Source organism: Tistrella mobilis (assembly GCF_039634785.1).
GTDB lineage: Bacteria > Pseudomonadota > Alphaproteobacteria > Tistrellales > Tistrellaceae > Tistrella > Tistrella mobilis.
The window spans coordinates 44,653-67,810 of record NZ_JBBIAB010000023.1 but is presented as its reverse complement, the minus strand read 5'-3'; the positions used below and the strand labels follow the sequence as shown (position 1 = coordinate 67,810).

The 23,158-nt window shown below is 69.6% G+C and carries 22 protein-coding genes; 13 read left to right on the top strand and 9 right to left on the bottom strand.

Annotated features, from left to right (window positions below; genetic code table 11):
- Nucleotides 1–50 precede the first annotated feature (50 nt).
- Nucleotides 51–977: a phosphoserine phosphatase SerB gene (serB, locus tag WI697_RS23285; RefSeq protein ID WP_345960087.1), complete on the top strand. Its 927-nt coding sequence runs from the start codon at nucleotides 51–53 to the stop codon at nucleotides 975–977.
- 85 nt (nucleotides 978–1,062) lie between these two features.
- Here serB and WI697_RS23280 read toward each other — a convergent pair whose 3' ends face one another.
- Together WI697_RS23280 and WI697_RS23275 are read right to left on the bottom strand one after the other, a co-directional pair.
- Nucleotides 1,063–2,535: a DegQ family serine endoprotease gene (locus WI697_RS23280; protein WP_014748605.1), complete on the bottom strand. Its 1,473-nt coding sequence runs from the start codon at nucleotides 2,533–2,535 to the stop codon at nucleotides 1,063–1,065.
- A 91-nt stretch (nucleotides 2,536–2,626) separates the two neighbouring features.
- Nucleotides 2,627–2,812: a DUF2065 domain-containing protein gene (locus WI697_RS23275; protein ID WP_014748604.1), complete on the bottom strand. Its 186-nt coding sequence runs from the start codon at nucleotides 2,810–2,812 to the stop codon at nucleotides 2,627–2,629.
- 170 nt (nucleotides 2,813–2,982) lie between these two features.
- On the opposite strand from WI697_RS23275, the gene WI697_RS23270 reads away from it, so the two are divergent.
- A complete protein-coding gene (locus tag WI697_RS23270) occupies nucleotides 2,983–3,993 on the top strand; it encodes an aldo/keto reductase (protein WP_345960086.1) in 1,011 nt (336 codons plus the stop codon).
- 32 nt (nucleotides 3,994–4,025) lie between these two features.
- Here WI697_RS23270 and WI697_RS23265 read toward each other — a convergent pair whose 3' ends face one another.
- From WI697_RS23265 to hflK, 3 genes are all read right to left on the bottom strand, one after another.
- The gene (locus tag WI697_RS23265) at nucleotides 4,026–4,307 is read right to left on the bottom strand and encodes a hypothetical protein (RefSeq protein WP_296716774.1); all 282 of its coding nucleotides are present in this window, start codon (nucleotides 4,305–4,307) and stop codon (nucleotides 4,026–4,028) included.
- Nucleotides 4,308–4,508: 201 nt separating this feature from the next.
- Entirely contained in the window at nucleotides 4,509–5,411 is a 903-nt protein-coding gene (gene hflC, locus WI697_RS23260; RefSeq protein ID WP_345960085.1) for a protease modulator HflC, read from the bottom strand.
- 18 nt (nucleotides 5,412–5,429) lie between these two features.
- Entirely contained in the window at nucleotides 5,430–6,620 is a 1,191-nt protein-coding gene (gene hflK, locus WI697_RS23255) for an FtsH protease activity modulator HflK (RefSeq protein WP_062763195.1), read from the bottom strand.
- A gap of 333 nt (nucleotides 6,621–6,953) precedes the next feature.
- Between hflK and WI697_RS23250 the strand changes: the two genes are divergently transcribed.
- Nucleotides 6,954–8,147: an Mrp/NBP35 family ATP-binding protein gene (locus WI697_RS23250; protein WP_345960084.1), complete on the top strand. Its 1,194-nt coding sequence runs from the start codon at nucleotides 6,954–6,956 to the stop codon at nucleotides 8,145–8,147.
- Nucleotides 8,148–8,213: 66 nt separating this feature from the next.
- On the opposite strand, the gene WI697_RS23245 is transcribed toward WI697_RS23250, so the two are convergent.
- The 3 genes from WI697_RS23245 to WI697_RS23235 form a co-directional block, all read right to left on the bottom strand.
- Nucleotides 8,214–9,563 (bottom strand): acyl-CoA thioesterase, encoded by a 1,350-nt coding sequence (locus WI697_RS23245; RefSeq protein ID WP_345960083.1) that lies wholly within the window; start codon nucleotides 9,561–9,563, stop codon nucleotides 8,214–8,216.
- Between the two features lie 275 nt (nucleotides 9,564–9,838).
- Entirely contained in the window at nucleotides 9,839–10,135 is a 297-nt protein-coding gene (locus tag WI697_RS23240) for a helix-turn-helix domain-containing protein (RefSeq protein ID WP_345960082.1), read from the bottom strand.
- Nucleotides 10,132–10,677, bottom strand: a complete 546-nt coding sequence (locus WI697_RS23235; RefSeq protein ID WP_345960081.1) for a type II toxin-antitoxin system RelE/ParE family toxin — start codon at nucleotides 10,675–10,677, stop codon at nucleotides 10,132–10,134. Before WI697_RS23235 ends, WI697_RS23240 begins: the two co-directional genes overlap by 4 nt.
- Between WI697_RS23235 and WI697_RS23230 the strand changes: the two genes are divergently transcribed.
- The 10 genes from WI697_RS23230 to WI697_RS23185 all read left to right on the top strand — a co-directional run bounded on the left by WI697_RS23230 (nucleotide 10,676) and on the right by WI697_RS23185 (nucleotide 21,872).
- Nucleotides 10,676–11,014, top strand: coding sequence for a DUF962 domain-containing protein (locus WI697_RS23230; RefSeq protein WP_345960079.1), 339 nt, complete (start codon nucleotides 10,676–10,678; stop codon nucleotides 11,012–11,014). The two genes, WI697_RS23235 and WI697_RS23230, sit on opposite strands and share 2 nt — an antisense overlap.
- A 189-nt stretch (nucleotides 11,015–11,203) precedes the next feature.
- Complete coding sequence (locus WI697_RS23225; protein ID WP_345960078.1) at nucleotides 11,204–11,719, top strand: RNA polymerase sigma factor; 516 nt, start codon at nucleotides 11,204–11,206, stop codon at nucleotides 11,717–11,719.
- A gap of 91 nt (nucleotides 11,720–11,810) precedes the next feature.
- On the top strand, nucleotides 11,811–12,797 hold the full coding sequence (locus tag WI697_RS23220; RefSeq protein WP_345960077.1) for a FecR family protein: 987 nt from the start codon (nucleotides 11,811–11,813) through the stop codon (nucleotides 12,795–12,797).
- Between the two features lie 108 nt (nucleotides 12,798–12,905).
- The gene (locus tag WI697_RS23215; RefSeq protein WP_345960076.1) at nucleotides 12,906–15,416 is read left to right on the top strand and encodes a TonB-dependent siderophore receptor; all 2,511 of its coding nucleotides are present in this window, start codon (nucleotides 12,906–12,908) and stop codon (nucleotides 15,414–15,416) included.
- A gap of 2 nt (nucleotides 15,417–15,418) precedes the next feature.
- Nucleotides 15,419–16,309: an ABC transporter substrate-binding protein gene (locus WI697_RS23210; RefSeq protein ID WP_345960075.1), complete on the top strand. Its 891-nt coding sequence runs from the start codon at nucleotides 15,419–15,421 to the stop codon at nucleotides 16,307–16,309.
- On the top strand, nucleotides 16,306–18,285 hold the full coding sequence (gene fhuB, locus WI697_RS23205; protein WP_345960074.1) for a Fe(3+)-hydroxamate ABC transporter permease FhuB: 1,980 nt from the start codon (nucleotides 16,306–16,308) through the stop codon (nucleotides 18,283–18,285). The genes WI697_RS23210 and fhuB overlap by 4 nt, the downstream gene beginning before the upstream one ends.
- A complete protein-coding gene (locus WI697_RS23200; protein ID WP_345960073.1) occupies nucleotides 18,282–19,049 on the top strand; it encodes a siderophore-interacting protein in 768 nt (255 codons plus the stop codon). Before fhuB ends, WI697_RS23200 begins: the two co-directional genes overlap by 4 nt.
- Complete coding sequence (locus WI697_RS23195; RefSeq protein WP_345960072.1) at nucleotides 19,046–20,686, top strand: cyclic peptide export ABC transporter; 1,641 nt, start codon at nucleotides 19,046–19,048, stop codon at nucleotides 20,684–20,686. The genes WI697_RS23200 and WI697_RS23195 overlap by 4 nt, the downstream gene beginning before the upstream one ends.
- Complete coding sequence (locus WI697_RS23190; protein ID WP_345960071.1) at nucleotides 20,686–21,468, top strand: ABC transporter ATP-binding protein; 783 nt, start codon at nucleotides 20,686–20,688, stop codon at nucleotides 21,466–21,468. The genes WI697_RS23195 and WI697_RS23190 overlap by 1 nt, the downstream gene beginning before the upstream one ends.
- 44 nt (nucleotides 21,469–21,512) lie before the next feature.
- Nucleotides 21,513–21,872, top strand: coding sequence for a bleomycin resistance protein (locus WI697_RS23185; protein ID WP_345960070.1), 360 nt, complete (start codon nucleotides 21,513–21,515; stop codon nucleotides 21,870–21,872).
- Here the strand turns inward: WI697_RS23185 and WI697_RS23180 are convergent, their stop codons facing one another.
- Complete coding sequence (locus tag WI697_RS23180) at nucleotides 21,873–23,144, bottom strand: NAD(P)/FAD-dependent oxidoreductase (protein WP_345960069.1); 1,272 nt, start codon at nucleotides 23,142–23,144, stop codon at nucleotides 21,873–21,875. It abuts the gene before it with no gap.
- Nucleotides 23,145–23,158 lie beyond the last annotated feature (14 nt).

The following is a 23,158-nucleotide window of genomic DNA, read 5'->3' as shown; positions in this document are numbered from 1 at the left end:
GCGGTCCGGCGCCTTTAATGCGCCCGGTGTTTGGATGAAGGGACGATCCCATGGGAACCGTGTTGACGCTGATCGGCGATCCCGTCAAGGCCGGCAGCGGCGAAACCGTGCTCGACCAGGGCACGATCGATCTGGTGCGCCGGGCGGTCGAAGCCGCGGGCCATGCCACGGGCACGGTCACGGCGCTGCATGACGGCGTGGCCGTCGACATTGCGGCCGAGGGAGAGGCCGCCGCCGTGCGCGATGCCGCAGAGGCCGCCCTTGCCGGCGCCGGGCTGCCGGTGGATGCGGCGGCACAGCCAGACGGGCCTGCGCGCCGCCGCCGGCTGCTGGTCTCCGACATGGACAGCACCATGATCACCTGCGAATGCATCGACGAACTGGCCGATTTCGCCGGGGTGAAGGCCGAGGTCTCGGCGGTGACCGAGCGGGCGATGCGCGGCGAGCTGGATTTCGCCGAGGCGCTGACCGCCCGGGTCTCGACCCTGACCGGGCTTGCCGACGGCGTGCTGGCCCGCGCCTTCGGCGAGCGGGTGCGGCTGATGCCAGGTGCCCGCACCCTGGTCGCCACCATGCGCAGCCAGGGCGCCCGCGCGGTGCTGGTCTCGGGCGGGTTCACCTATTTCACCGCCCGGGTCGCAGCGCTTTGCGGCTTCGACGACCATCGCGCCAATATCCTTGAAATCGAGGACGGGCGGCTGACCGGTCGGGTGATCCCGCCGATCCTGGGCGCCGATGCCAAGGTCGAGGCGCTGGATCACTATGCCGGGCTCTGGGCCGGCGGGCTCGGCGGCGCGCTGGCGGTCGGCGACGGTGCCAACGACCTGCCGATGATCGTGCAGGCGGGCCTCGGCGTCGCCTATCACGCCAAGCCGCGGGTGGCGGCCGCAGCACCGGTGCGGATCAATCACGGCGACCTGACCGCCCTGCTCTACCTGCAGGGCTATGCCCGCGACGAGTTCCTGATCGCGGACTGAGCATCGCCGGCGTTCAAAAGCAAAGCCCCGCCCGGATCGCTCCGGGCGGGGCCTTGTTCATTTCAGGCTGCAGGGCCCGCCGTCGTCAATCCTTCAGGCGGATCGCGACGAAGCGGCTGTCGTCGCCGGTGCGGACCAGCAGCAGCACCGACTTGCGGCCGGCATCGCGGGCTTCCTTGATCGCCGCCTCGATGTCGGCGACCTTCTCCACCTTGCGCTGGCCGATATCGACGATCACGTCGCCGACACGGATCGGCTTATCGTCGGCCGGGCCGTTGGCGTCGATCTCGGTGATCACCACGCCCTCGACATCGGCCCCCAGGCCGAAGCGGTCGCGCACCGCGCCATCCGCCTGGGCGACGGTCAGGCCAAGCGCCGCCACCTTGGTGCCGGTGCCCTGGGGCGCCTGCTCCTGGCCGGGCTCTTCGGTCGCCTGGGCGAGATCGCTCTCGTCCAGCTCACCCACGGTGACCTTCACCTCGATCTTGCGGCCATTGCGCCACACCTCGACCGGCACCGAGCGGTTGATCTCGGTCTCGGCCACGATGCGGGGCAGCTCGCGCATCTCGGTCACGTCCTTGCCGTCGAAGCGCAGCACCACATCGCCGACCTCGATCCCGGCCTTGGCGGCGGGGCTGTCGGGCATCACGCGGGCGACCAGCGCGCCATGGGCCTTGTCCAGCGACAGGCTTTCGGCGATGTCGGGCGTGACCGGCTGGATCTGCACGCCCAGCCAGCCGCGGCGGGTACGGCCGTATTCAACCAGCTGCTCGATCACCGGGCGGGCCAGTTCCGACGGCACGGCGAAGCCGATGCCGACCGAGCCGCCGGTGGGCGAAAAGATCGCGGTGTTGATGCCGATGACCTCGCCCGCCATGTTGAACATCGGGCCGCCCGAATTGCCGCGGTTGATGGCGGCATCGGTCTGCAGGAAGTCGTCGAAGGGGCCGACATTGATGTCGCGGGCCCTGGCCGAGATGATGCCGGCGGTGACCGAACCACCCAGGCCGAAGGGGTTGCCGACGGCGATCACCCAGTCACCCACCCGCGATTTCGCGCTGTCGCCCCAGGCGACCGCCGGCAGCGGCTTCGGCGACTTGACCCGGAGCACGGCCAGATCGGTCTTGGGGTCGGTACCGACCACTTCGGCCGGCAGCTCGGTATTGTCGGTCAGGATCACCGAAATCTCGTCGGCATCCTTGATGACGTGATTGTTGGTCACGACCAGGCCGCCCGCGTCGATCACGAAGCCGGAGCCCAGCGCCGTCACCTTGCGCGTGCCGCCACCCGGGCCGCTGCGGTCGCCGAAGAAGTCGCGGAACAGGTCTTCGAAGGGCGATCCCGGGGGAAACTGGGGGATCGGGATCTGCGGGCCCTGCACCTCGACATTCTGTGTGGTCGAGATGTTGACCACCGCCGGGGTCAGCTTCTCTACCAGATCGGCGAAGCTTTCGGGCGCCGGGCGCGCATCCGCCGGACCGGCACCGAGCGCCACACAGGTGGCGATGGTGAGCGCCGCCAGACCCGAGAAGATCCGGTGCGGAAGGGAAGCTGGCACGTGATTGTCTCCCTGATACGTTGCCGGCAGGCTACGAAGATCCGATGTAGGCGGGGGGCCGGGGTGGATCAAGCGCGGATGCACGCAGGCGCTATCCGCGCAGCCACCATACAAGGCCGACGCCGATGGCCGCGATCACCGCGCCGCCCACCCGGAGGCGGTCCTCCGGTTCGGCCAGCACCGCCACGATCATCCGCTTCATTCCGCGCGGAAACAATGCGTAGACGGCACCCTCGAACACCAGCACGAGGCCGATGGCGGTCAGCAGGTCGTTCATGCCGGGCTCCTCGAGACGGTGGTCTGCGGGGCGGAGTGGACCACGGATGCGGCAGCGTCGTCGGCGGAACCGGTCGGCGGAGGCATGGTGGACAGTCCCTATCACCTGTAGCAAGCTTGCGCCCGCCCGGCAACGGGCGCGGTCCATGCCCATCCGTGACGGAGCATTTCATGCGATATCGGCGCCTCGGCCGGAGCGGCCTTCTGGTTTCGGAAATCTCGCTCGGCACCATGACCTTCGGCTCGCAGCTCGACGAGCGGACATCGGTGCGGATCATGGCCGAGGCCTTCGAGGCCGGCGTGACCCTGTTCGACACCGCCGAGATGTATGCCGTGCCCCAGACGCCCGAGACCCAGGGCGCCAGCGAGCGCATCCTCGGCGCCTTCCTGAAGACGGTGCCGCGCGACCGGGTGATCGTGGCGACCAAGGTGTCGGGCCCGGGCGACGGGCCGGGCCGCGGCATCGTCGGCCATATCCGCGGCGGGCTGGGCGCGCTCGACCGCTTCCATATCGAACGCGCGGTGGAGGAGAGCCTGAAACGGCTCGGCACCGACGTGATCGATCTCTACCAGACCCATTGGCCCGACCGCGTGACGCCGATGGACGAGCAGCTCGAAGCGCTCGACCGGCTGGTGCGGGCCGGCAAGGTCCGCTATCCGGGCGTCAGCAACGAGACGCCCTGGGGCCTCACCCGTCTGGCGGCCCGGGCCGAAGCGCTCGGCACCGCCCGGATCGTGTCGCTGCAGAACGTCTATCACCTGCTGAAGCGGGTCTATGACGACGGCATGTCGGAAGTCTGCGTGAACGAGGGCATCGGCATGCTCGCCTTCTCGCCCATCGCCATGGGCGTGCTGACCGGCAAGTACGGCGCCACCGGCGGTGCCGGCCCCGAGGCCCGGCTGAACGCCTTCCCGCCGCGCTTCCAGGCCCGCTACGGCCATGCCCGCGCCATCACCGCCGCCGATCGCTATGTCGCCCTCGCCCGCGAACACGGCCTGCACCCGGCGACCATGGCCGTCGCCTGGACCATCGGCCGGCCGGGCATCGCCTCCGCCCTGCCCGGCGTCTCCCGCCCCGACCAGCTGGCCCCGATCCTCGCCGCCGCCGAGCTCGACCTCAGCCCCGACCTGCTCCAGGCGATCGAGGCGGTGCATCGCGAGATGCCCAACCCGGTGGTGTGACGGTCCGGCCGGCGATGTGACTGTCTGTCGGATCAGGCTGCCAAACGGCACTCGCTGACAAACGGCAGGCTATACCCCGCCAGTTCGGAAAACCGCGCAGCAACCTGCCGTGCGGCCGTCGGATCGACATGCATCTCGTCGATGAAAGCCTGCTGCAACCCGGGGCTGACTTCGGAGAAGAAGGCGAAAACCAGTGGGTCACAGCGCTCGGCACTGCCGGGATCGGCGATCCGGCCGGCCAGATCATGCGCGGACAGCGACCCTCCGTAGGGAGCGGTCACGGTCGTCAACACCTTGATGGCAACACGGCTCATCCTGACCTCATCCGCCTTCTGCCCTCATCCGCCTTCTGTCTTGAGAGATAAAGGTGGCGCGCAGATCGGACGCATGCAAGCCCCGCACCGGACCGGCTGCCCCCTCCTAGACCTCATGCTCAACGACCAACGGCCGCCCCGGTTGCCCGGGACGGCCGTTGGTTCGTCTTTAGTTCGTCTTCGCGTGCGGTACGCGCAGGGTCAGTTGCCGGCAGCGGGCGTCTGGCCCGGCAGGCGGAGCTGGCCGTCGGCACCGAAATAGCGGAAGAAGTCGCCTTCGGGCGTCAGCACCATGGTGGTGTCGGAATTGCCGAGCGCCGTGCGATAGGCCTGAAGGCTGCGGTAGAAGTCGAAGAACTGCGCATCCTTGCCGAAGCTTTCGGCGAAGATCCGGCTGGCCTGGGCATCGCCTTCACCGCGGGCGATCTGCGATTCGCGGCGGGCTTCCGCCAGCAGCACCGTGCGCTCGCGATCGGCGCGCGAGCGGATGCGCTGGGCAAGCTCGGCGCCCTGGGCGCGGAGTTCCGTCGCCTCGCGCTCGCGTTCCGTCCGCATGCGGTTGAAGATCGCCTGGCTGTTGGCCTCGGGCAGATCCACGCGGCGCATGCGCACGTCCAGAACCTCGATGCCGAAGCTCTTGGCCTCGTTGTTCACGATGGTGGCCGTCTGGCTCATCAGCTGGGCGCGCTGACTGGTCAGCACGGTGCCGAGCGGCACCGAGCCCAGCACGTTACGCAGGCTGGCGTTCACGATGCTGTCCAGCCGCGCCCGGACCACGGCTTCCGATCCGACCGCCTGATAGAAGCGCAGCGGATCGGTGATGCGGAAACGGGCGAAGCTGTCCACCACCAGACGCTTCTGGTCGGAGGCGATCACCTCCTGGACGTCGGCGTCGAAATCCAGCACGCGGTTGTCGTAATAGACCACGTTCTGGACGAAGGGCAGCTTGAAGTGCAGCCCCGGTTCCTGAACCACCTTGCGCGGTTCACCGAACTGCAGCACCAGCGCCTGTTCGGTCTGGTGGACGACATAGGTCGACGAGATGCCGACCAGGGCGGCGGCGGCGGCGACGATCGCACCGACGGTGAGAAGACCCTTCCTCATGGTTCAGCCTCCTCCCGGTCAGCGCGGCGTGGTGGTGGCGTTGCCCTGCGCCGCCGAGGCGGCACCGGACGACGACGACATGTCGGCACCGTCACCGGTGCGCGGGGCGGGCTCGCGGATCAGGCGGTCGAGCGGCAGATAGGGCACGACCGACTGGCCGCCGCCCTGCCCCCCGGCAACGCCCGGCTCGATCACGACCTTGCTCATCCCGGCCATCACCTCTTCCATCGTCTCCAGATAGAGACGCCGGGCGGTGATGTCCTTGGCTTCGTTGTAGGCGGTCAGGATCGAGGTGAAGCGCTCCGCCGAACCCTGGGCATCGGCCACGACCTGTTCGCGATAGGCCTGGGCTTCCTGGATCAGGCGCTCGGCCTCGCCGCGGGCGCGGGGCAGGATGCTGTTGCGATAGGCCTCGGCCTCGTTCTGCAGGCGCTCCTGGTCGGCGCGGGCCGCCTGAACGTCGCGGAAGGCATCGATGACCTGCTGCGGCGGGTCGACCTTCTGCAGCTGGACCTGGGTGACCTCCACGCCCGACTTGTAGGTGTCGAGCGTCGCCTGGATCAGTTCGCGGGTCTGCTGCTCGATCCGGGCGCGACCCTCGGTCAGCACGAACTGCAGCGGCGTCTGGCCGACCACCTCGCGCATCGCGCTTTCGGCCACCGACTTGATGGTGGTGTCGGGGCGCTGGATCTCGAACAGATAGGCGCCGGCGTCCTTGATCCGCCAGAACACCGTCACGTCGATATCGATGATGTTCTCGTCGCCGGTAAGCATCAGGCTCTCGGCATTGACCTCGCGCACGCCCGCGGCGCGGCCGAAATCGGTGCCGGAGCGATAGCCGATCTCCACCCGGTTCACGCGGGTGACGGCAGGCTTGTAGACCTCGCCGATCGGCGCCGGCCAGTTGTAGTGCAGGCCCGGCGTGGTGGTGTTCACCCACCGGCCGAAAACCAGCTCCACGCCCTGTTCGTCGGGCTGCACGCGATAGAAACCGGTGCCGAGCCAGATCGCGACACCCACGGCCGCAACCAGCGCGATCAGCCGGCCGCCGCCGCTGCCACCGCCGCCGCCGGGCAGCACCCGGCGCATCTTCTCCTGGCTTCTGCGCAGCAGCTCATCCAGGTCCGGCGGCTGCGGTCCGTTGGGGCCCCGCCCCCAGGGGCCCTGAGGCCCGCCACCCTGTCCACCGCCCGGCGTGTTCCACGGCATGCTTGACTGATCTCCGCTTCTTGTCGTGGTCGAACCCGTCGCGCGACGGACGGGCCTGCGACCATCGGTCGCGCGCCGCCGCCGGCGTGCCCGGCCATGCGATACCACTGCCGCATGTCCGGAAGTAAATGGGGCGAAGCTCGACATTGCGCCACCCGCGCCGTTTCCGACGCGGCCTGCCGGCACCATATGGCGCCGGAGGCGGAGTTGCGCTTATATCGCCGGTGCCGCCGGTTTCCCGTCGGCCGCCGCGACCCGGCGGATCTCCGAACCGCCGGCCGTCCAACTGCCCGATCCCCGGGCTATATCGCAATGAACTCGGAGTTTTCAACCATGTCACGGACCGTCAGGGACCAGATTCTGTCGAGGCTCGCCGGGATACGGGATCCGGAGCGCGGCCGCGACGTGGTCGCCTCGGGCCGGATCTCGGGTCTGACCGTCGACGAGGCCGGCATCGCACGCATCATGGTCGAGACCACCCCCGACCGTGCCGCCGCCACCGAACCGCTCCGCCGCGAGATCGAACAGGCCGCGGCCGGCGTCGCCGGCGTCACCCGCGTCGCCGCGGTGCTCACCGCCGAACGCACGCCCGGGCGCGGCCCGGGCCAGGCGCCGCGCGGCGGCGCCGGTCACGGTCACGGTCATGGCCATGGTCACAGCCACGCGCCCGCCGGGCCCGCCAGCGGGTCCGCCACTGGGCCCGCCGCCGGCCAGCGCCCCTCGGCACCGGTCGTGCCGGGGGTGACCGCGATCATCGCCGTCGCCTCGGGCAAGGGCGGCGTCGGCAAGTCGACGCTGGCGGTCAATCTGGCGCTGGCGCTCCAGGCCCGGGGGCTGAAGACCGGCATTCTGGATGCCGACGTCTACGGCCCCTCCATCCCGCGCATGCTGGGGCTTCAGGGCCGGCCCGACAGCCCCGACGGCAAGCGGATCACGCCCAAGATCGGCTGGGGCCTGAAGGCCATGTCGATCGGGCTGATGGTCGAGGAAGACACGCCGCTGATCTGGCGCGGCCCGATGGTTCAGGGTGCGCTCGACCAGTTCCTGCGCGAAACCGACTGGGCGCCGCTCGACGTGCTGGTGCTCGACATGCCGCCCGGCACCGGCGACGTCCAGCTCTCGATCGCCCAGCGCGTGCCGCTGGCGGGGGCGGTGATCGTCTCCACGCCTCAGGACATCGCCCTGCTGGATGCGCGCAAGGGCCTCGCCATGTTCCGCAAGGTCGAGGTGCCGATCCTGGGCCTGGTCGAGAATATGAGCTGGTTCACCTGCCCGCATTGCGGCGGGCGCTCCGACATCTTCGGCCATGGCGGCGCGCGCGACGAGGCGCTGAAGCTGGGCCTGCCTTTCCTCGGCGCCGTGCCGCTGGATCTCGACGTCCGGATCATGTCCGACGAAGGCCGGCCGGTGGTCGCCGTCGCCCCCGAGAGCGAGGCCGCCGCCCCCTATCACGCCATCGCCGCCGGCGTGGTCGAAAGCCTGGGCCGGGTGCGGCGAGAGCCGCCGCGGATCATCATCGAAGACTGATGCCGCAAACGGAACCGGCCCCGGCAGCGCTGCCGGGGCCGGTTTCGCATCGCAGAGACCGTGCCGTCAGACGGCGGCGTCATCCTCGATCAGCAGTTCGCGTGCCTGGGCCGCCACATCGTCGGGCACCCGGGTCGCGCGGCGGCGTTCCAGGTCCAGCATCACCGCGATCACGTCGATTTCGAGCAGCGGCGTCGCCTCTTCGCCCGGGCGGCTCAGCCGGTGACGGAGCACCAGCACCTTGTCGCGCACGCCGGCGATCTGGCTGCGCAGGGTGAGCGCATCGCCATTGCGGGCCGGGCCCTCATAGCGGATGCGGTATTCCACCGCCGCCGTGCCGATCCGGTCGCGGCGGATCCGCTCGCCGCTCAACCCCACCTTGTCGAGCAGCTGGCCGGCCGCGCACGAAACCCGGTCGATCAGCGACTGTTCGCCCACCAGCCCGTGCTCGTCGCAATGCCAGGGGTCGACCGAGCCGCGATAGGTCTCGAAACTGATGCCCTGGCCCTCGGTGGGACCGGGGCCGATATCGATGCCGCCCACGATCTCGGCGCCCAGCATCGAGGCGGTCTCGATCGTCGCATCGTCGAAGGGGCGGAGCGCGGCGTCCTCGGCCAGGATCGGCTGGAGCACATAATCGACCGAGGCCGAGAGCGTGCCGGTCTCCAGATTGTGCAGCTCGTGGGTCACCGCGATCGCGTCGGGGGCCACCATGGTCGGGCGCGAGGTCACCTGGAAGGCGTCGCCCAGGCGCTGTTCGGCCTTGAAGCGGATGACCGAGCGCACCGGCTTCAGCACCACCCCCTCGGCCAGGCCGAGCCCGACACCCAGCAGCCGGCACGCCTGATCGAAGGCGGCGCCGTAGAACTGCACGTTCATGTGGCCCATGATGTCGCAATGGCGGTTGCCGACCACGCCGGCGCCGGCCGGCAGCGCATCGGCCGGGCCGGCACTTTCGATCGCCGCCTCGGCCAGCCGGTCGGCGATGTCGTCGGGGAAGGCGGCATGCACGCCGCTCGCATCCTCGGGCACCACCTCGACGATGCCGCGGGCGAAGACATCGCCCATCAGCGGATCGGAAAGCTCGGCCGCGAAGCCGATGCCCTCTTCGACCGGCACCGGGGTCAGCCCGACGCGCCAGGCCTCGCCGATCGCCGGGGCCCGCTCCACCTCGACGGCCGAGGCCAGCACCTTGAGCGACAGCCCCTGCTCCGCCATCGCATGGCGGCCGAAGCCCGCCGCCGACAGGGCCACCACCACGCCGTCGGCGAAGCGGTCGGCGATCGCCGCAGCGCTCATCCGGCCGCGGGCATCGGTCTCGGCCGCCACCACCACACCGCGGCCGCCTTCGATCGCTTCGAAGCCGATATCCGCGCCGGCGATCATCTCCTCATCCGCCTGATCGTTCATCTGCATTCCTGGACGTCCTCCGGTCGTGCCTGCCGGTGCCGGACGGCCCGCCGGGGAGCGCGGACCACCGCCGGGCGCACGTTATGATCCCTCGGGGGCCGGCGCCCGGGCGCCGACCTCTCGGTTCGCAAAATGGCTCGACATGTGCAAAACCTGCCGGACCCTGCCACCCCACACCCCGGGCAGCGGATCACGCGGCGCACAGGATGGCACGCCACGGCAGGCGGGTTCCAGCCTTTCGCGCAGGGCCGCAGACAACGACCTGACAGGCGACGACCAGGTCAGGTCGCGGACAACGCACGTTCGACCGCTTCCGGTTCCCGATCGATGATGGTCAGCAGAATGCGAGAAGGGGCATCGATATTGGATCTCCCTTGCTCCCAATCCCGCACCCGGCCAAAAGAAAATCCATAGCGGGCGGCAAAGGCCTTCTGGGACAAGCCGGTCTTCCGACGAATGGCACGAACATCGACTTTTGGCGGAATGTGCACGCCATAATCTGCCGTATCAACATCTCCACTCGCATAGGCAAGAGCTTCCCGCGCGCTCTGGAGAATTCGCGATCCAGCCTTGCTCATTTTCCGCTCCTCATTTTTGCAACCTGCCGTCTGACGCTGTCCCGCCACATTTTCGGAAGAGCTGTCAGGATACGTCGAAGCTCATTACGCTCCGCTTTGGAAAGATTTGCCTGTGTATCTTTGCTGTAAATATCGAGCAGGAATACGGGTATGTCTTCATCGGCGTAGAAGGTGATGACCCGATAGCCACCACTCTTTCCTTTGCCTCGACCTGCAAAACGGACCTTTCGGGCACCACCGGTACCTGCCATGATGTCGCCAGCATCGGGATTCGCCGCAAGAAAGGACACGATCTCAGCGCGTTCTTCCTCGCTGACGTTCTCATCCCTGGCTGATGCCAGATATCCGGGCGTCTCGATGACCGTGTGCATGTGGAATAAGTGCGGAATTTCCGCATGAAGGTCAAGGGGCGGCTGCGGAAATTCCGCACGCCCCCTCGGCAACCCCGGCGCCTCATGGTAGAATGCGCCCCACGACCCGCGCGTCAGGGCCTCGTCGAGAAGCCGCCCGGCGCGTCGCGAGAGGGAGGTTCCGCAGCCCATGCCCCCCACCGATCGGCCGCGGCGCTATGCCGAGTTCTGGCCCTATTACCTGCGAGAGCATGCCGATCCGCGCTGCCGGGCGCTGCATTATGCCGGCAGCACGGCGGCCCTGCTCTGCCTTCTGGCCCTGATCATCACCGGATCCTGGTGGTGGCTGGCCGGCGCGCTCGTCGCGGGCTACGGCTTTGCCTGGATCGGGCATTTCTTCATCGAGAAGAACCGCCCCGCCACCTTCAGCTATCCGCTCTGGTCGCTCGCCAGCGACTGGCGGATGTACGGGCTGTGGCTGGCGGGGCGGCTTCGTCCGGAACTCCGGGGGGCCGGCGTGACCGTCTGACCGCAGCTGTCACCGGCCGACCACACCCCATCGCCAAAGCTTCATCTGCGAATGCGACGCCTTCGCAATTGAACTATGACAGCCCGTCCGCGGCCGGCTATGCTGGCCCGGCCGGGCGGCGTCGCCCGTTCACCACCCCGCCGGGCCGCATGCGGCCCCGAGGATGCGCGCACGGGTAAGCCACTGCGGATGACGACCACCCTCACCGAGATCTTTCTGCACAGCCGGCAAAGGCTGATCCGACGGGTGCGGCGCATCGTCTGGGATCCGCAGATCGCGGAAGACCTCGCCCAGGAGACCTATATCCGCGCCGCCCATGCCGCCCGGACCGGGACGGTGGAGCAGATGGAGGCCTATCTGCATCGCACTGCCCGCAATCTGGCGCTGGATCATCTGCGTCGGCGGCAGACCCGGGCCGCGGTGGAACGGCCCGAGACGCCGGACCACGACATCCGCGACATCGCCGCCGATCAGCCGGCCGTGGATGACCGCCTGGCGGCACGGGAAGAGCTGGACCATGTCCGCGCCGCCCTCTCCCGACTGCCCGAGCGCGCGCAGAAGGTGGTGGTGCTGGCGCGGATCGAGGGCTGGAGCAATACCCGCATCGCCCGCCATCTCGACATCTCGGAACGCACGGTGTTCAACGATCTGAAACTCGCCCTGGGCCATTGCCGCGATGCCCTCGCACGGCTGGAGCGAAAATGAAGCTGACCGCCGACGATCTTTTTTCCAGAATTGGGCCGCTCGAACGTCTCATCAAAAGGGACGGCGAAAGACGGCAGACTGGAACCCCCGCGTGAGACGAGACCCCCCTTCCCCGGACGCGACCGGTCCGGAGCCCCATGACGACCCGGCGGCCGATCAGGCGCTCGACTGGTTCCTGACCCTGCGCGACGGCACCGCCGATGCCGCGACGCGGGCGGAATTCGCCCGCTGGCAGGGCCGGGATCCGCGCCATGCGGCCGAATTCCGGCGGGTCACGGCCGCCTGGGGTGCCGAGAGTTTCGCAGCCGCCGTGAAGGAGCTGCCGGCCGCCGCAACCGCCGCCGCACCACGCCGCCGGCCGATGCTGCGCCGGATGGCCGGCCTTGCCATGGCCGCCGGCTTCGCCGCCCTCGCCCTCTGGCAGGGGCCGGCGCTGATGATAAGGCTGGAGGCCGATCACCGCACGGCGACGGGGGCGCGCGCCACCATCACCCTGCCCGACGGCTCGACCATGATGCTCGACACGGCCTCTGCCGTGACGGTGGATTTCGACGGCGGCCGGCGCCTGGTCACCCTGCTCAAGGGTGAAGCCTGGTTCGATGTCCGCCACGACCCGGATCATCCGTTCAGGGTGACCGGCGGCTTCACCACCGTCACCGTGCTCGGCACCGCCTTCGCGGTCGAGGCCCGCGACGACCGGGACGAGATCGTGCTGGAGCGTGGCCGGGTGGAGGTCGCCCGGCGCGACGGGCTGGGCCGGCCGGTGGTGATGGTGCCGGGCCAGCAGGTCATCGCCTCGGCGGCCGGCCTCGATCCCGCCCGCCCGGTCGATACAAGCCGCGCCCTTGCCTGGCGCGAGGGCCGGCTGGTCTTCCACGACCGCCCGCTCGGAGAGGTGGTCGACAGCCTGGCCCGCTATCACCCGGGCTATGTGATCCTGGCCGACCGCAAGGCCGCGGGTCTCGCCGTTTCGGGCAGCTACCGGCTCGACGATGTCGGCGCCGGCTTTGCCGGATTGGCCGATGCCGCCGGTCTCTCGCTGCGCACACTGCCCGGCGGGATTCTCGTCCTGGAGTGAAATCTCCATTTTTTTTGCCGAATCCCGATCCCTGCCGCGTCCAACCGGTCAGAAGGCCCGCAACACGAAACGCCGGGCCGCTGACCAGAGACGAAGAAAGGGTTGGGCATGGCACACCGGATGGCGGCATCGCCTGTGGCATCACGACGGCGCGGGGTCGCCGGTCTCACCCGGCTGCTGCTGACCACCAGCATGCTCGGTTGTGCAGTCCTGGTGCCGGCCGGCGCCGGCGCGCAGCAGACCGCACCGGCGACGGCGGCCGAGACCCGGGCGTTCGCAATCCCCGCCCAGCCGCTCGCCGCCGCGATCGACGCCTTCATCGGCGCCTCGGGCTGGCAGATCAGCTATTCCTCGGCCCTGGTGGCGGGCAAGACCTCGGCTGCGGTTTCGGGCAGCATGACGGCCGAAGAGGCCCTGCGCCGCCTGGTTTCGGGTAGCGGAATTTCGGTGCGGATCAGCGCCCCCGGCTCCGCCGCCCTCTTCGCCGGGGCCGGCGCCGCTGCCGGCGAAACGGTGCTCGACCCGCTGATGGTGGAGGCGGGGCGGCGGGGTGGCCGCAATGATCCGGCCACCGCCACCACCGGCTATGTCGCCCGCAACGGCTCGCTCGCGACCAAGACCGACACGCCGGTGATCGAGGTGCCGCAATCGCTCAGCATCGTGACCCGCCAGGAGATGGACGATCGCGGCGTCACCGACCTGAACGATGCCATCGCCTATGCCCCCGGCATCCGCGCCATCGACTATCCCGGCGGGCAGGGCATGCCGCTCATGTATCTGCGCGGCTTCCGGGCCCAGAGCCAGCGCGACTTCTATCGCGACGGTCTGCGCAATGGCTACAACCCCTATGACTCCTTCGTCGAGCCTTATGGGCTGGAAAGCGTCGCCGTGCTGCGCGGCCCCTCGTCGGTGCTCTATGGCGATGCCGCCCCCGGCGGCCTGGTCTCGATGACCACCAAGCGCCCGACCGAGGATCCCTTCGGCGAAATCCGGCTCGACTACGGCAGCTTCGACCGCAAGCAGGTCGCAATCGATCTGGGCGGACCGCTGGACGAGGATCGCCACATCCTCTACCGGCTGACCACGCTCAAGCGCGATGCCGACACCCAGATCGATCACTCCAGGGATGATTCGGTCTATATCGCCCCCGCCGTCACCCTCGACAGCCGCGAAGGCACCCGTCTCACTTTGCTCGCCCAGTACCAGAACTGGACCCAGGGCGGATCGGAACAGAGCCTGCCGCTCGACAACAGCGTCTATTCCAACGGCATCAAGATCCCGAGCGACTTCTACATGGGCATCCCCGGCCTCACGGACTGGGACGTCGAATCGAGCAGCGTCGGCTACGCCTTCGAGCAGGAGATCGACGACACCTGGACCTTCCGCAACAACCTCCGCTACACCCATGCAGAGCTTGACTATGTCAGTGCCTTCAACTGGGAGTGGCCGATCGCGGTGGTCGACGGCCACTATGTGAATGTCGGTGTGCAGAAGCGGCCGCGGACCTCGGACACGCTGGTGGCCGACGCCAATGTCAACGGCGTCGTCGAAACCGGCCCGCTTGCCCATGATCTGACTTTCGGGGTGAATTACGGCTATTCACGCATCCGCGAGACCCGGACGAATTCGACCAACGACGCCCATATCGACATCCTGAACCCCGTCTATGATTTCGACCCCGTCTATGGCGCGCCCTGGACCGACAGCAAGTCGATCATCCGGCAGATCGGTATCTATGCCCAGGATCAGATCCGGATCGACAACTGGGTTCTGACCCTGAACGGCCGGCAGGACTGGGCGGAGGGCTCGGAATACGAATACGCAGGTGCCGCGGACACGGTCGACAAGGCAAGCAGCCACGCCTTCACCGGCCGGGTTGGCGCGGCCTATCTCTTCGAAAACGGCTTCGCCCCCTATATCGCCTACTCCACCTCGTTCGAGCCGCTGACAGGCCGTGACTTCGACAAAAGGCCTTTCGAACCGACCACGGGCGAACAGTATGAGGCCGGCGTCAAATACCAGCCGCGGGGCATGAACCTGCTGGTCACCGCCTCTGTGTTTCAGCTCACGCAACAGAACGTCCTCACCACCGATCAGCAGCATTCGGGCTATTCGGTCCAAGAGGGCGAAGTCCGCTCCCGCGGCCTCGAACTGGAGGCCAAGGGTGATCTTGGCGATGGCTGGAGCCTGGTCGCCAGCTATGCCTATACCGATTCCGAAGTCACCAAGGACAACCCGAACGCATCGGACATCAGCAAGGTCGGCACCCGCACCCAGGCGGTGCCCTATCACACTGCCGGTCTCTGGGTGAACCACGACTTCCAGACCGCCGCCCTGGCAGGGCTGCGCATCGGCGCGGGGCTGCGCTATGTCGGCAGCTCGGTGACCGCGATGGATACGGGGACGGGCACCCAGGCCGAGATCGACGGCTACACCCTGTTCGATGCCTCGGCGAGCTACGACCTGTCGGAGGTCCATCCCGGTCTTGCCGGCCTGTCGCTGGGGGTGAGTGGCACCAACCTGACCGACGAGGAATATTACACCCCCGGCTTCTATTCGAACTCGGTGCTCGCCGGTAAGCGGCGGGCGATCAAGGGCAATCTCACCTACCGGTGGTGAGCATGACGGCCCGCACGCCAAGCCGCCGCACCGTGCTGGGCGGCCTCGTCGCCACCGCGCTGACCGCCCCGGTTCCGGCTTTTGCCGGGGCCGGGGTGCCGCGCATCGTGGCGCTGGACTGGGTGAGTGCCGCCAGCCTGGCGGCGCTGGGCGTGATGCCGGTCGCCGCCCCGGAACTGCCGCGCTACGCCCAGATCGTGGTCGAACCGGCGCTGGCGCCCGGGGTGCAGGAGCTTGGCCTGCGTGCCGAGCCCAATCTGGAACGCATCGCGCGGCTCAGGCCGGATGCCATCCTGACCGATGGCGAACTGGCCCCGCTGGAGGCCCGGCTCAACCGGATCGCGCCGGTCCATCGCTTTCAGCCCCATGCCTTCGACGGCCGCGACCAGATCGCGACCGGCATGGCGGCGCTCGACGATCTGGGGCGCACGGTCGGGTTGGAGCGGCAGGTGAACGACTATCTGGCCCGGGCGCAAGCCGCCTTCGATGGCGCGGCCCGCCTGCCGGATATCGACCGGCGGCCGGCCTATGTGATCAGCCTGATCGATGGCCGCCGCTGCCTGGTCTTCACGGCCGACGGCCTGTTCCAGGCGGTGCTGGACCGGCTGGGCATCGCCAATGCCTGGACGGGCACGGGATCGGCCTTCGGCCATCTGACCGTCACGCTCGACCAGTTGGCCGCCCGGCCCGAGGCGCGGCTGATCAATATCGGCCATGTGCCCCTGGTGCGCGCGGCGCTGGCCATGCGCCAGCCGGTGCTGTCCAGCCTGCCCGCCATCCGGGCCGGCCGCGTCACCCTGCTGCCCGAGGTGCTGTTCTATGGCGGCATCCCGGCGGCGCTGCGCTTCCTGCATCTGCTGACCGATGCCCTGCAGGCGGAGCATGCCGCATGACCGCCGCCTTCCGCCGGCCGCCGATCCTGCTTCCGCTCGCCATCGCCGGCTTTGCGGTCGCGGCGCTGCTGCTGGTCAGAACCAATCTTGCCGCCCTGGTGCCGCCCGCCCTCTGGCCCGATGCGCTGCTCGCCCCCGACCCTGCCGACACCATGCAGGTTCTGGCCCACTACGCCTTTCTGCCGCGGGTCAGCGTGGCGCTGCTCTCGGGCGGCGGTCTGGCGCTGGCGGGGGCGATGCTGCAATACGTGCTGCGCAACCCGCTGGCGGAGCCCGCCACCCTCGGCATTTCCGCCGGGGCGCAGCTGGCACTCACCCTCGCCACGCTTCAGGCGCCCTGGGCCTTTGCGATCGGGCGCGAGGGCGTGGCCCTGCTCGGCGCCGCCCTCGCCTTCTGCCTGGTGCTGGGGCTGTCCGCCGCACGCGGGCTTTCCCCCGTTTCGGTCACGCTTGCCGGGCTGATCGTCAGCCTGTTCTGCGGTATGGCCGCAGCCGTGGTCACGCTGTTCAACCATGATCTGCTGATCGGGCTGTTCCTCTGGGGCGCCGGCTATCTGGATCAGGGCGACTGGCAGACCACACACACCCTGCTCGCCCAGGTGCTGCCGCTGGCCCTGCTGGCCCTGCTGCTGATCCGGCCGATCACCCTGCTTGGGCTGGATGATCGTGCCGCGCGCGGGCTGGGGTTGAATGTCGCCTGGTTCCGGCTGGCGGCGATGGGGGCCGCCGTCGCGCTGACCGCGGTGATCGTGGCCGCGGTCGGCATCATCAGCTTCATCGGGCTCGCCGCCCCGGCGATCGCCCGGCTGGCCGGGGCGCGGCGCCCGGTCGCCCAGCTGGTGGCGGCCCCGGTGATCGGCGCCCTGCTGCTGCTGATCACCGATCAGCTGGTGCTGCTGCTGCCCACCACCTATCGCGCCTTCCCGACCGGTGCCATGACCGCGATCCTGGGTGCGCCGCTGCTGCTGATCCTGCTGCCCCGGCTGGCGGCGGCCGAGCCGCCGGTGCTGCGCCGGCATGCGCCCGTCCACCGGGCCGCCCACCCCTGGCGTCTGGTCGCCCTGATCGCCGGCCTGACCCTGATCGTCTTTGCCGGCGCACTGCTGACCACCGGCGATGCCACAGGGCCGGTCGCCGGCCATTGGGACGAGATCCTGGCCTACCGCCTGCCGCGGGCGCTCGCCGCCTTCGCGGGCGGGCTGTCGCTGGCCATTGCCGGCACCATCCTCCAGCGCATGACCGGCAACCCGCTCGCCGCCCCGGAAGTGCTCGGCATCTCCTCGGGCGCCATGCTCGGCATCATCGCGGTGATGTTCCTGGCGGCAAGCCCCACCCGGCCGCTGCAGATCGCCGGCGGGGCCGCGGGCGCCGTCCTGATGCTGGGGGCGATCCTGGCGCTCACCCGGCGTCAGGCCTTTTCGGGGCTGCGCCTGCTGCTGGCCGGCATCGCCATGGGCTCGATCACCGGGCTGGTCGTCGCCGTGCTCAAGACCTTTCAGGATCCGCGTCTCGGCCAGTTGCTCGCCTGGCTGTCGGGCTCGACCTATGCCACCTCGCTGACCGAAGCCGTGCTGGCGCTGGGCCTCGGCCTTGCGGCGCTGGCCCTCACCCCCCTGATGCTGCGCTGGCTGCACCTGCTGCCGCTGGGCGGCCGGTTTGCCCGCACGCTCGGCATGTCCGTCGCCCGGGTGAATGCCGGGCTGCTGCTTCTGGTCGCCCTGCTCTCCGCCAGTGCCACCATCCTGGTCGGCCCGCTCGCCTTCGTCGGCATCATGGGGCCGCATTTCGCCCGTCTGGCCGGGCTGGTCCGGCCGGCGGAACAGCTGGTCGGCGCCGCACTCTTCGGCGGGCTCACCCTGCTCGCCGCCGACTGGGCCGGCCGGGTGGCCATCTTCCCCTACCAGATCCCCGCGGGCCTGCTCGCCGCCCTGATCGGCGGGCCGGTGCTGCTGCTGCTGATCGGACGCCGTGCATGACCGACACCCCCGATGACGGTTACCGCCTGCTCCGGGTAACCGCGATCACCGATCCCGGGCCGCATCTGCGCCGCCTCAGGCTGGAAGGTCCGGCTCTCGCCCGCTTCGCGACGGATGACGATCTCCATGTCCGGCTCTGGCTTCCGGCCGGTGCCGGCGCCCCGCCGCCGCGCCCGACGCTCGGCCCCGACGGCCGGCCGCTGGGGGTGGCCCGCGGCATGGGCGGCGCCATGCGCTATTACACCATCCGCCGGATCGATGCGGCCTCCGGCTGGCTGGAGGTCGATTTCGTGCTGCACGACGCCGCCGGCCCGGGCGCGGATTTCGCCCGCCGGGCGGTGCCCGGTGCCATCTGCGGCATGTCGGGCCCCTGCGGCCACGGCGTGCCGTCCGCCCGCCGCCTGCTGCTGGGGGGGGACGAGACCGCCCTGCCCGCCATCGCCCGCATCGCCGAAGGGCTCGGGCCCGATGTCACCGGCATCGCCCTGATCGAGGTGGAGGGCCCCGAGGACGTGCTGCCCTTCGATCACCCGCCGGGGCTTGCCGTCAGCTGGATCTTCCGCCGCGATGCCGGCCGCCATCCGCTGGCCGCGGCCCTCGGGCCCCTGCTGCCCGGTTTCGGCGGCGCCGATGATTTCGTCTGGATCGCCGGCGAATTCGATCAGCTCCAGACCCTCAAACCCGGGCTCGCCGCCCTGCCGCGGGCCCGTCAGCTCTGCGTGCCCTATTGGCGCCGCCCCGAAGCCGGGACGCCCCGCTCATGACCTCCGCAAGCCTGTTCGCCAGCCTCGTCGCCAGCCACTGGCGCCGCCTCGCCCTCGCCGTGCTGGCGGGCGGCCTGTCCGCGGCGGGGACCATCCTGCTGCTCCACCGGGTGAACGACGCCATCGCGCGGGATTTCGTGCTGCCGGCGGGCTTCGTCACCGGCTTTCTGGTGCTGGCCGCCGTCACCTTCGCCGCCCGTGCCGCATCCGATCTCGCAACCAACGCCGCCGGCCAGGCGGTGGTGGCGGATCTGCGCGCCCGGCTTGCCCGGCGGATCATCGATGCTCCGGTGCCGGCGCTGGAAGGCTGGGGCCGCAACCGGATCCTGCCGGTGCTGAACCACGATGTCGACATGATCAGCGATGTGGCCTTCGTCGCGGCCCCGCTCGCGATTTCGGCGATCACGGTGATCGGTGCCTTCGCCTATCTGATCTGGCTGTCGCCGGCACTCTCCGCCGCGGTGATCCTGGTGCTGGCCGCCGGCGGCTGGCTGCAGTACCGCGCCCGCCGCCGGGCGGTGCGCGGGTTCGACGAAGCGCGCGAGGGCGAGGACCGGCTGCATGCCGCCTATGCCACCATCACCGGCGGCGCCAAGGAGCTGAAGATCTACAAGCCCCGGCGCGAGAAGATCCATGGCGACATCCTGGCGACCATCGCCGACATCCGCCGCATCAACGGCCGGGCGATCGCGATCTTCGTCATCGCCAATGCGCTGGGCTCGGCGCTGGTCTTCGCGGTGATCGGGGTGCTGCTGGCCTGGGCCGCCTTCAGCGCCGAAGACCCCGCCGTCTATTCGGGCTTCCTGATCCTGCTTCTGTTCCTGCGCGGGCCGGTGGAGCAGATCATGACCTCGATGCCGGCGATCACCCGCATGCAGATCGCGCTCCGCCGGATCGACGAGCTGTCGGGCCGCTTCGCGACCGCAGAACCCGCCGCCGCCGCATCGGCGGCGATGCCGGCGGAACCGGCCGAAATCCGCCTCGACGGTCTCGCTTTCGCCTTCCCCGCCACCGAGGACGGTCCCGGTTTCCGGCTGGGGCCGCTCGATCTCGGCTTCGCACCCGGCCGGATCACCATGATCGTGGGCGATAACGGATCGGGCAAAACCACGTTGATCAAGCTGCTGCTCGGTCTCTATCGCCCGGATGCCGGCCGGATCATCGTCGGCGGCCGGGCGGTGGACGATGCGACGCGCGATGCCTATCGGCAGATGTTCTCGGCCATCCTCACCGATTATCACCTCTTCGACGAGGTGATGCCCGGCGCCGGGATCGGCGATGACGAGCTCAGCGCCCATCTCGAGCGCCTGCGCCTCGGGACCAAAGTCGATGTCGCGAATGGCCGGTTCTCGACCACCGATCTCTCCACCGGCCAGCGCAAGCGGCTGGCGCTGATCCATGCCTGGGTCGACCGCCGCCCGGTGGTGGTGTTCGACGAATGGACCGCCGATCAGGATCCGGGCTTCCGCCATGTCTTCCATACCGAATTGCTGCCGGCGCTGAAGGCCGAGGGCCGGACCCTGATCGTGATCTCCCATGACGACCGCTATTTCGACACCGCCGACCGGATCATCCGCATGAAGGATGGCCGGGTGACCGGGATGGTCGACCTCACCACGCCCCGGAGGGATGGCTGATGGCAGCCGGGACCAGCGGCTTCACCCTGGACGGGGTCGGCCTCACCGTCGGCGGCCGGCCGATCCTGGCCGATATCACCCTCGATCTGGCATGCGAGGGGCTGACCGCGCTGATCGGCCATAACGGATCCGGCAAATCCACCCTGCTCGACATCCTGTCGGGCCAGATGGCACCGACCACCGGGCAGGTGCAGTTCGCGGGCAGGCCGATCGGCCGCTGGCCGGCCCGCGACCTCGCCCGACATCTCGCCCTGCTGCCGCAGGCGACCCCGGCCGCACCGGGCATGCTGGTGCACGAACTGGTCGCCCTCGGCCGCTTCCCCTGGCACGGCACCCTCGGCCGCTTCTCCGCCGCCGATCGCCGGGCGGTGGACGAAGCCATCGCCCTCACCGGCATCGGGGGCTTCGTCGATCGCCAGGTCGATACTCTGTCGGGGGGTGAGCGTCAGCGGGTCTGGGTGGCGATGATGATCGCCCAGGATGCAAGCTGCTGGCTGCTCGACGAGCCGACCTCGGCGCTCGACATCGCCCATCAGGCGGAGGTGCTGGGGCTGATCCGCGATCTGGCCCGCACGCGTGGCTTCGCGGCGGTGCTGGTGCTGCACGACATCAACATGGCCGCCGACCATGCCGACCGGATCATCGCACTCCGGTCCGGCCGGGTGATCGCCGACGACACGCCGGCGCGGATCATGACCCCGGCGCAGCTGCGGGCGATCTATGGCATCGACATGGAGGTCACCCGTTCGGCGGCAGGCAGGATCCGGGCCTTCGCGGCCTGACCGCACCCGGCTATCCTGTCCCCCCACTCATCCGCGGAGGCAAGATGACCGACGCCGCGATCTGCATCCCCGTCCTGGCCTCGCTCGACATCGCCGAAAGCCAGGCTTTCTACCAGGACCAGCTGGGCTTCGCCGCCGAGCGCCATGGCGACTATCTGCTCGTCCACCGCAACCGGATGGAGATACATTTCTGGCTGGCCGACGACCGCCGCTATCCGGAACACACCTCCTGCTATATCCGCGGCGGCGAGATCCTGGACCTGCATGCCGAATTCAGCGCCCGCGGGGTGCCGGGCCTGTCCGCCATCGAGGACAAGCCCTGGGGGATGACCGAATTCCACATCCACGATCCCCATGGCAACCTGCTGCGCTTCGGCGGCTCGACCCGCGAGCTGCGCGGCTGATCAGCGCTCCAGCATGTCCCGCACCCGGTATGCCTCGATCATCGCGGTGGCATAAAGCGGGTGCAGGCCGTGCACCGGCATCGGCCTGATGGCCGAGAGCGCCAGCGGCAACGGGTTGGCGGCATCCAGCAGATGGGCGCCGATCGCCCGGCCCATGGCGCTCGCCAGCGCCACACCCCGGCCGTTATAGCCGAGCGCCATGGTCACACCCGCCGCCGGCTGGTGGATATGCGGCAGGTGATCGCGGGTCATGGCCACCCGTCCGGCCCAGCGAAAACCCACGGGCAGGCGCGCGGCTTCGGGATAGAAGGCGGCGAGCGCCGCCTCGATCCGGCGATAGTCGGTGGCATCCCGCGGCTCGCGGAAAGCGCCGCGCCCGCCCATCATCAGCCGGCCTTCCGGGCCGATGCGGAAGTAGTTCGCGATCCGCCGGCTGTCGGAAACGACCGGCCGCCCCGGCAGGATGCGGGCCCGCAGATCCTCGGGCAGCGGCGCCGTCGCCACCTGGATGCTGTTGGCGGGGATCACCGTCGCCTTCAGCCCGGGCCAGAGCCGGCCGGTATAGCCATTGGTCGCGATCACCACCTGGCCCGCCGTCAGCCGGCCGCCATCGGCGAAGCCCAGCACCCAGCCGCCGGTGCCTCTGGTGATCGAGACCGCCTCGGCGTCGCGGAAAATCTCCGCCCCGGCCTCTAGCGCCGCCCGGGCCAGGCCACGGGCATAGGCGAGCGGATGCACGCTGCCGCCACGGCGATCGATCCAGCCGCCGACGAAGCCCCGCCCGCCGGTCGCAGCCGCCATGCCCGCGGCATCGAGCATCTCGACCGCGGCCCCGCGCGCGCGCCACTGCGCCATCCGGCTTTCCAGCCGCGGCAGGTGCAGATGTTTCACACTGGCCTGGATCCAGCCGCCGCGCACCGGGTCGCAGTCGATGCCAAGCTCGTCGATCAGCGAAAACACCAGATCGGCGGTGCCGCCGGCAAAGGCGGTGGTCGCCTCGCCGAACACCCGGTCGAGCGTGTCGGGATCGTCCTTGAGCCCGGGGATCACTTGGCCGCCATTGCGGCCGCTGGCCCCGAAGCCCGGCTCGACCATGTCGACCACGATCACCGAGGCCCCGCCCCGGGCAAGGGTCAATGCCGCGACCAGCCCGGTGAACCCGGCCCCCACGATCGCGACATCGGCCCGCCGCTCGCCGGTAAAGGCAGGCAGATCAGGCCCCGGCGCCGCAGTGGCAGCCCAGACGGAAGCGGCAGGAGAGAAGGATGGCATGGATGCCCCCGATG

Coding starts and splice junctions, on each gene's coding strand:
- serB (WP_345960087.1), top strand. CDS start 51: ATGGGAACCGTGTTGACGCTGATCGGCGATCCCGTCAAGGCCGGCAGC.
- WI697_RS23275 (WP_014748604.1), bottom strand. CDS start 2,812: ATGAACGACCTGCTGACCGCCATCGGCCTCGTGCTGGTGTTCGAGGGT.
- WI697_RS23270 (WP_345960086.1), top strand. CDS start 2,983: ATGCGATATCGGCGCCTCGGCCGGAGCGGCCTTCTGGTTTCGGAAATC.
- WI697_RS23265 (WP_296716774.1), bottom strand. CDS start 4,307: ATGAGCCGTGTTGCCATCAAGGTGTTGACGACCGTGACCGCTCCCTAC.
- hflC (WP_345960085.1), bottom strand. CDS start 5,411: ATGAGGAAGGGTCTTCTCACCGTCGGTGCGATCGTCGCCGCCGCCGCC.
- hflK (WP_062763195.1), bottom strand. CDS start 6,620: ATGCCGTGGAACACGCCGGGCGGTGGACAGGGTGGCGGGCCTCAGGGC.
- WI697_RS23250 (WP_345960084.1), top strand. CDS start 6,954: ATGTCACGGACCGTCAGGGACCAGATTCTGTCGAGGCTCGCCGGGATA.
- WI697_RS23245 (WP_345960083.1), bottom strand. CDS start 9,563: ATGCAGATGAACGATCAGGCGGATGAGGAGATGATCGCCGGCGCGGAT.
- WI697_RS23240 (WP_345960082.1), bottom strand. CDS start 10,135: ATGAGCAAGGCTGGATCGCGAATTCTCCAGAGCGCGCGGGAAGCTCTT.
- WI697_RS23230 (WP_345960079.1), top strand. CDS start 10,676: ATGCCCCCCACCGATCGGCCGCGGCGCTATGCCGAGTTCTGGCCCTAT.
- WI697_RS23235 (WP_345960081.1), bottom strand. CDS start 10,677: ATGGGCTGCGGAACCTCCCTCTCGCGACGCGCCGGGCGGCTTCTCGAC.
- WI697_RS23225 (WP_345960078.1), top strand. CDS start 11,204: ATGACGACCACCCTCACCGAGATCTTTCTGCACAGCCGGCAAAGGCTG.
- WI697_RS23215 (WP_345960076.1), top strand. CDS start 12,906: ATGGCACACCGGATGGCGGCATCGCCTGTGGCATCACGACGGCGCGGG.
- WI697_RS23210 (WP_345960075.1), top strand. CDS start 15,419: ATGACGGCCCGCACGCCAAGCCGCCGCACCGTGCTGGGCGGCCTCGTC.
- fhuB (WP_345960074.1), top strand. CDS start 16,306: ATGACCGCCGCCTTCCGCCGGCCGCCGATCCTGCTTCCGCTCGCCATC.
- WI697_RS23200 (WP_345960073.1), top strand. CDS start 18,282: ATGACCGACACCCCCGATGACGGTTACCGCCTGCTCCGGGTAACCGCG.
- WI697_RS23195 (WP_345960072.1), top strand. CDS start 19,046: ATGACCTCCGCAAGCCTGTTCGCCAGCCTCGTCGCCAGCCACTGGCGC.
- WI697_RS23190 (WP_345960071.1), top strand. CDS start 20,686: ATGGCAGCCGGGACCAGCGGCTTCACCCTGGACGGGGTCGGCCTCACC.
- WI697_RS23185 (WP_345960070.1), top strand. CDS start 21,513: ATGACCGACGCCGCGATCTGCATCCCCGTCCTGGCCTCGCTCGACATC.
- WI697_RS23180 (WP_345960069.1), bottom strand. CDS start 23,144: ATGCCATCCTTCTCTCCTGCCGCTTCCGTCTGGGCTGCCACTGCGGCG.